The 6,568-nt window shown below is 67.7% G+C and carries 4 protein-coding genes and 1 pseudogene; 4 read left to right on the top strand and 1 reads right to left on the bottom strand.

Translation table 11 applies throughout. From position 1 onward, the window contains the following. The first annotated feature begins 173 nt into the window (after window positions 1-173). The 4 genes and pseudogenes from Q0588_RS08405 to Q0588_RS08420 all read left to right on the top strand — a co-directional run. Window positions 174-587, top strand: a complete 414-nt coding sequence (locus tag Q0588_RS08405) for a hypothetical protein (RefSeq protein WP_298745486.1) — start codon at window positions 174-176, stop codon at window positions 585-587. A gap of 54 nt (window positions 588-641) precedes the next feature. After that, on the top strand, window positions 642-1,901 hold the full coding sequence (locus tag Q0588_RS08410) for a TolC family protein (protein WP_298745487.1): 1,260 nt from the start codon (window positions 642-644) through the stop codon (window positions 1,899-1,901). Then, window positions 1,898-3,058, top strand: coding sequence for an efflux RND transporter periplasmic adaptor subunit (locus Q0588_RS08415; RefSeq protein WP_298745488.1), 1,161 nt, complete (start codon window positions 1,898-1,900; stop codon window positions 3,056-3,058). Before Q0588_RS08410 ends, Q0588_RS08415 begins: the two co-directional genes overlap by 4 nt. A 3-nt stretch (window positions 3,059-3,061) precedes the next feature. Continuing rightward, window positions 3,062-5,497: pseudogene (locus Q0588_RS08420) on the top strand (CusA/CzcA family heavy metal efflux RND transporter); the annotation flags it as partial. Window positions 5,498-5,519: 22 nt separating this feature from the next. On the opposite strand, the gene Q0588_RS08425 reads toward Q0588_RS08420, so the two are convergent. Next, window positions 5,520-6,568 (bottom strand): CNNM domain-containing protein (locus Q0588_RS08425; protein ID WP_298745489.1); only part of this gene is annotated, 1,049 nt, incomplete at its 5' end.

The following is a 6,568-nucleotide window of genomic DNA, read 5'->3' on the forward strand; positions in this document are numbered from 1 at the left end:
TTGGCGGAAGGTCTGTCGCGCTCAAAGCGACGTCGTGTGGTCGTGAAGGGCTTTGATCACCTTGCAGGCGGAGAGCCGGCCCCGGCGCATTCGGCCGTCACCCGGCGGGCCGCTCCACACCTTGAGCGGTTCGTTCTCTACCAGTGCGCGGATCGTCCGCAGGCGGTCGCGGCATGAGCGTCGGTGCGACGATTGGAAGATTGATGTCGCTGCGCACCGTGTTATGGAGCGCCATGGGATTGTCCTCGGCCAGGCGCGGTTGGATGACGGCGCTGCTTGCGTCGTTCCTGGCCCTGTTTGTCCTGATCTCCGCTGCTGAGGCCGCCACCTGCGCCCCCGAGGCGGCGACCGCCCACGCTTCGGAACGGCTCGCCGACTCTTCGGTCGATCCTGATTCGGACGACAACGACCGACCCGACCAGCACGCGATCTGCGCGCATGGCCACTGCCATCACAGTTCTGCGGCGACCAGCCATACACCTGAAGCCCTGACCCCGACGACGGACGGTCGCGACCCCGTGTTGCCATCGACTGATCGGCTCGCGTCTCGCAAACCCACCGGACCGGACCGCCCTCCCAGGGGCTGACGGGTTCGCGCGCTCACGCGCGCCTTCCACGTCAACCATCCGGGAAACAGGACCATGCTATCCACAAATTGCCGTCTGCCGCGCACCGCGGCCGGCGGAGTCGCGATCACATTCGCGGCGACCCTGGCCATACTGGCTCCAGGGTCAGCCCTTGCCGAACCCGTCACCCTGGCCGAAGCGCTGGCGCGCACCGCGGCCTCTTCGCCCACTCTGGCGGCCGCTGAAGCCGACGTTGCCGTCGCCCTCGGTCGAGCCCGGCAGGCCGGTTTCAGGCCGAACCCGGAGCTTGACCTCTCCGTCGAGAATTTTTCCGGCACCGGCGCGCTTTCCGGATTGAACGAAGCCGAGAGCACGCTGAGCGTCGGACAGAGATTTGAACTCGGCGGAAAGCGGCCCGCGCGCGAGCGTGCCGCCCGGGCCGAGGTGGACGTCGCGCGCCTGCGTCTCGGGGTCGCTCGCGCCGATCTGCAGCAACAGGTGCGTGACGCCTATGCTGAAGCCTGGGCCGACAGTCGACGGGTCGAACTCGCCCGTGACCAGTTCGTGCGGGCCGACAATCTGCAGACCATCGCCACTGAACTGGTCGACGCTGGCCGCGAGCCGCCGCTTCGTGCCCTGCGGGCGCGCACCGCGGCTCTTGAAGCCGTGGGCCGGGTCCGGGCCGCCGAAGCCGAATATGCGCAAGCCCGGCGGGCGCTCGCCGCGCTCTGGGGCGGGAGCGAGGATCTGCCCGATCCGACGGGTCCGGAAACGGCGTCGGCCTCGGCCGCCGTTATCGATCCGGTCGACGCGCTCGACGTACGCCTCGCCGAGGCGGAGGTCGCCACCTCGATCGCCGTCATTGATCGCGAACGCACCCTGTCGCGGCCGGATGTGACGGTGAGCGTCGGCGCCCGCCAGTTCCGCGGAACGGACGATACCGCCCTGGTATTCGGCGCGTCGATGCCGTTGGGTCTGTTCGACCGCAACCAGGGCAATATTGCCGCGGCCAACGCCGAGCGGACCGGGGCCGAAGCCCGCCGCAACGCCGCCCTCGCCGCCGCCATCCGGCGGACGCGTGACGCCCAGGCCGCGCTTCGCACGGCTGAGGCGCAACTCGCCTTCCTTGAAAACCAGGCCGAACCCGAGGCGATCGAAGCCGTACGCATCGCTCGCGAAGGCTTCTCGGCCGGCCGCTTCACCCTGCTGGACGTGCTGGACGCCGAACAGGCGCTCAACACCGTTCAGGCCGCCATGATCACCGCCGAGCTGGAGCGGGCGCAAGCCGTCGCCGCCCTGACCCGCGCCTCCGAAACCGAAGGATCCGCCCGATGAAGAGACTGACCAACAAACAACGCCTCCTGGCGGGAGCGGCCGCGACGATCCTGGTTCTGGGCGGCGGTTACGCGGTCTGGAGCATGACCCGCGGTGCGGATGCCGCACCGGAAGCCACCGCCGGGGCGGAAGAAAGCCATGGCGCCGGCGAGGCTCTGGAAATGAACGCCGCCCGCATCCAGGCGGCCGGCATCGTCCTGGCGCCCGTCGGCAGCGGTTCGCTCAGCGCCGAGATCGTGGCCCAAGGCACCGTCGTGGGAACGCCCAGGGGCGAGGCCGTTCTGGCGGCCCGCGCCGACGGGGTGATCACCGGCGTCTCGCTTCGCCTCGGCGACAGTGTCCGCGCGGGCCAGACCGTCGCGCTTATCGAGAGCCGTGAAGCCTCCGCGATCGCCGCGGAACGGGCGACGGCCCAGGCCCGGCTGACCGCGGCCCGGCAGGCTCTGGCCCGTGAGCAGCGCCTGTTCGACGCCCAGATTACCGCCCGGCAGGATCTGGAAGCGGCCCAGACCGTCCTGGCGGAAGCCGAGGCGGAGGCGCGGCGCACCTCATCCGCCGCCGCCGCCGCGCGGGTCTCCGGCGACGGCCGCAGTACGGGCGTCGTCAGCCCGATCAGTGGCCGGGTGACCGTCTCCAACGCGACCTTGGGCGCCTTCGTGAGCGCCGGCACCGAACTGTTCCGCGTGGCCAACTCCAGCGAGATCCAGATCCAGGCAGCGGTCTCCGCCGATGACGCCAACCGCATTGCGCCGGGTGACCGGGCCTCCATCACCCTGCCCGAAGGGGAGGTACAGGCCACGGTGCGATCGATCACGCCGGGCGTGGATGCGCAAAGCCGCGCCGCCACCGTTCTGCTCAATGTGTCCGGGGTCGGGGGCTTGCGTCCCGGTCAGGCGATCGCCGTAAGAATCTTCACACGCGACGCCCGGACGACCGACGGCGTCTCGGTGCCCGAGGAAGCCATCCAGACCGTCGAGGGCCAGGAGGTGGTGTTCGTGCGGTCCGCCTCCGGCTTTACGGCCGTGCCGGTCATTGTCGGCCAGCGCAGCGCCGGACGGGCCCAGATCACATCCGGGCTCCGGGCCGGTCAGACGGTGGCGACCCGCAACGCCTTCCTGCTGAAGGCCGCGCTGGGCGCCGGCGAAGTGGAGCACTAGATCATGATCGCCAACCTCATGGCCCTGTCGGTACGGGCGCGATGGATCATCATCGCCCTCGTGCTGGTCGTCTCCACCTACGGCGCCTGGCAGTTGACCCAACTGCCGATCGACGCCGTGCCCGACATCACCAACAACCAGGTGCAGATCAACACCTCCGACGCCTCGCTCTCGCCCGTCGAGATCGAGAAACGCGTCACCTTCCCGGTCGAGACCGCCATGGCCGGTATTCCCGGCCTGCAATCGACCCGATCCCTGTCGCGCAACGGCTTCTCCCAGGTCACCGTGATCTTCGACGAGAATGTCGACCTGTATTTCGCGCGCCAGCAGGTCAGCGAACGCCTCGTCCAGGCCCAGGAAAGCTTGCCGGCCGGAGTCCAGCCCCAGATCGGACCCGTGACCACGGGTCTGGGCGAAGTCTTTATGTACGCCATCGACTATGAGAACCCGGGCGGTCGCGGCGCGACTGTGCGCAACGGTCAGCCGGGTTGGCAATCCGATGGGTCGTTCCTGACGCCCGAGGGCGACCGGCTGACTGACGACGTCTCCCGCGCGGCCTATCTGAGGACCGTGCAGGACTGGATTATCGCGCCGCAGTTGCGGACGGTGAACGGCGTCGCCGGCGTCGACACCATCGGCGGCTTCGAGAAACAGTATGTGGTCGAACCGGACCCTACGCGCCTGGCCCAGTACGGCGTGTCCTACAGCGAACTGGCGGAGGGGCTGGAAGCCGCGAACCTTTCGGTTGGCGCCAATTTCGTCGAACGCGGGGGAGAAGCCTATCTGGTGCGCGCCGACGCGCGCATCCGCAGCCTCAGCCAGATCGAGGAGGCCATCGTCGCCACGCGCGGCGGCGTTCCCGTCGCCGTGCGCGATATCGCCACGGTGCGTCTCGGCGGCGATCTGCGGACCGGCGGAGCGACCATGAACGGCCACGAGGTCGTCATCGGCACCACCCTGATGTTGATCGGGGAGAACAGCCGCACCGTCGCGCGCTCGGTCGGCGAACAGCTGGAAGCGACCGTTCGATCCCTGCCGCCGGGGATCAAGGTCACCCCGGTTCTGGACCGGTCCAAACTCGTCAACGCCACGATCGCCACCGTTCAGCGCAACCTGATCGAGGGCGCCATCCTGGTCGCCATCGCCCTGTTCCTGCTGCTCGGCAATGTCCGCGCCGCCCTGATCGCGGTGGCGATCATCCCGATCTCGTTCTTCATGACCGCCATCGGCATGAACTACCTGGGGGTGTCGGGAAACCTGATGAGTCTCGGCGCGCTCGATTTCGGCCTCATCGTCGACGGCTCGGTCATCATCATCGAGAACTGCCTGAGACGACTATCCGAACGCCAGCATCACGAAGGCCGTTTGCTCAGCCTGCGTGAACGGCTCGAGGAGACCACCATCGCCACCCAGGAGATGATCAAGCCCACGGTCTACGGCCAGGCCATCATCCTGCTGGTCTTCGCGCCGCTGCTGACCTTCCAGGGCGTCGAGGGCAAGACCTTCTCGCCCATGGCCATCACCCTGATGCTCGCCCTGGTCGCCGCCTTCATCCTGTCCATCACCTTCATTCCGGCCATGGTCGCCCTGGTGATGCGCAACAAGGTCTCCGAGAAGGACGTGTTCGTCATCCGCTGGATCAAGGCGAAATACGAACCCGTGCTGCACCGGGCCGTGGCCCGCCCCTGGCCGTTTGTCGGCGGCGGTCTGGCCCTGTTCGCCGTGGCGGGGGTGATCTTCACCATGCTCGGCCAGGAGTTCATCCCGACGCTTGATGAACGCAATCTGGCGATGGCTTCCCAGCGCGTGCCTTCGACGGCGGTTGAGCAGTCCATCCGGATGCAGCTCGGTGTCGAGAGGGCGGTATCCGCCTTGCCCGAGGTCGAGGTCATGTTCTCCAAGACCGGCACCGCCGAGGTCGCCACCGATCCCATGCCGCCAAACATCTCTGACGGCTTCATCATCCTGAAGCCCCAGGATCAATGGCCGGAGGGCGTCGACAACAAGGAAGACGTGATCGAACGGGTGGAGGCCGCGGCCAACGCCCAGGTGGGGCAAGGCTATGAGCTCAGCCAGCCGATCGAACTTCGGTTCAACGAACTGATCGCCGGCGTGCGTGGCGACGTGGCCATCAAGATCTATGGCGACGATCTCGACAAGCTGACCGCCACCGCCAACCAGATCGCGGCGCAGTTGAACGCCACGCCGGGCGCGGCCGACGTCAAGGTCGAACAGACCGACGGCGCGCCGTCGCTGGATGTGACCTTCGACCGACCCGCCATCGCGCGCTTCGGTCTGACCGTGGAGGAGGTGGCCGATACGGTCGCCGCCGCCATGGGCGGTCGCGAGGCCGGCCAGCTGTTCGAGGGTGACCGGCGTTTCGACGTCGTGGTGCGGGTGCCGGGCGCGAGCCGCAACGATCTGGACGCCCTGGGGGCGGAGGGGCTCTGGCCGGGTGTGTCTAGGACGGGGGTGTCGCTGCCGGCGATTCTGACGTCGCAATCGGTTTGATGCGTGCCACATCCACCGCCGCGCCGCGCGTGCGCACGATTTCGACCAAGTAGCCATTCAGCATGAGGCTCGTGCCCGGCTCGGGGATGTCCTCCAGGTACTCGGTGATGAGCCCGTTTAGCGTCCGCGACTCGTCGGTCGGGAGCTCCCAATCCAGGCGCCGGTTGAGGTCGCGCAGCGCGGTCGTGCCGCGTACCAGAAAGCTGCCGTCGTCCTGCGGGTGGATGTCCTCGGCGCGGCCGAGGGTCTGTGCGCCGAAGTCACCGACGATCTCCTCCAGGATGTCGTTCATGATGACCAATCCCTGGAGGTCGCCGTACTCGTCCTCGACCAGACCGATGCGGCGGTTGACTTGCTTGAATTTCAGCAGCTGCTTGTTGATCGACGTGCCGAGCGGGATGAAATAGGGCTCGACCAGCGCCTGATTGAACGACGTCTGGTCGAGTGTCCCCTGGCGCATGAGGTTCAGCACCCGGCGCAGATGAATCATGCCGCTGACGTTATCGAGGCTCCCGCGGTACACCGGCAGGCGCGTGTGCCGGCTGCTGCTCAGTTGTGCGACGACGTCGCCCCATTCGGCGTCGAGATCGACGCCTTCGATGCGCCCGCGCGGGACCATGACGTCCTCGACCGCGACATTTTCGAGGTCGAGGATGGCGAGCAGCATGTCCTGGTGCGCCTCCGGGATCAGCGCGCCGGCCTCCATGACGATGGCCTTGAGCTCCTCGGTGCTGACCTGCTCCGCGCGTTTGCCCTTGACCGACACGCCAAAGAGCCGCAGCAGGCCGTTGGCGATCATGTTGACGGCCCACACCAGCGGATAGATCAGCCGCAGCAGCGGCGCGAGCACGTAGCCGCTCGGGAACGCCACGCGTTCCGGGTGCAGCGCCGCCAGGGTCTTGGGCGCGAGGTCGGTGAAGATCAGCACCACCAGCGTGATCAACACGGTGACGATGGCGATGGTCGTTTCGCTCTCGCCGAGCAGGCGCACCGCGGTCA

The sequence above is a fragment of the uncultured Brevundimonas sp. genome (genome assembly GCF_937870815.1).
In the GTDB taxonomy this organism is placed as follows: domain Bacteria; phylum Pseudomonadota; class Alphaproteobacteria; order Caulobacterales; family Caulobacteraceae; genus Brevundimonas.